Origin of the sequence: Marinobacter sp. bablab_jr008, assembly GCF_016464145.1 — a bacterium.
Lineage (GTDB): Bacteria > Pseudomonadota > Gammaproteobacteria > Pseudomonadales > Oleiphilaceae > Marinobacter > Marinobacter nauticus.
Window position 1 is genome coordinate 1 of the sequence record NZ_JACDWW010000023.1, and the last position, 710, is coordinate 710.

Here is a 710-nt window from a genome sequence, read left to right on the forward strand (position 1 = left end):
CAGCTCGTCACCGTGAAGAAGGTTGCCGGCGGACACGATGTCGTGGACATTGGCAGCGGTGGTATCGATGCTGTGGATCAAGCCGAGCGTATCGTCCACGCCGATATGCATCTTCATGCCAAAGTACCACTGGTTGCCTTTTCTGGTTTGTCGCATCTCAGGGTCGCGCTGGCCGCTTTCATTCTTCGTGGAGCTTGGTGCAGAAATGATGGAAGCATCCACAATGCTGCCTTCACGCAGCATCAAACCATTTTTCTCCAGGTGCTTGTTCACCTCTTTGAACAACACCTTGCCAAGGCCATGGCGCTCCAGGAAATGACGAAACTTGAGAATGGTGGTTTCGTCCGGCAATCGGTCCAGCTTCAGGCCGGCGAACTGGCGCATGGATTCGATCTCATACAATGCGTCTTCCATGGCAGGATCACTGAGGTTATAGAACAATTGCATGCAGTGGACTCGCAGCATGGTCGGCAGCGGATACGGTGGCCGGCCAGTCTGGCCCTTGGGGTAATATAGGGCTACCTTCTTCTCCAACTGCTTCCACGGAATCAGCTTGTCCATCCGTTCCAGAAAAATCTCGCGGCGGGTTTTACGCTTCTTGGTCTGGTACTCGGCTTCGGAGAAGGTGATCTGATCCATGGTGGCAACGAATCCTGTGCAGTTGACGATGACCGTATTATCGCTGATTTTGAGACTTATTCAGAGCCTCC

At 53.2% G+C, this 710-nt stretch carries 1 protein-coding gene; it reads right to left on the reverse strand.

Annotated features, from left to right (window positions below; genetic code table 11):
* A partial coding sequence (locus JIF53_RS00785) for an IS5 family transposase (RefSeq protein WP_199451611.1) occupies positions 1-639 on the reverse strand: 639 nt, incomplete at its 3' end.
* Between the last annotated feature and the right edge of the window lie 71 nt (positions 640-710).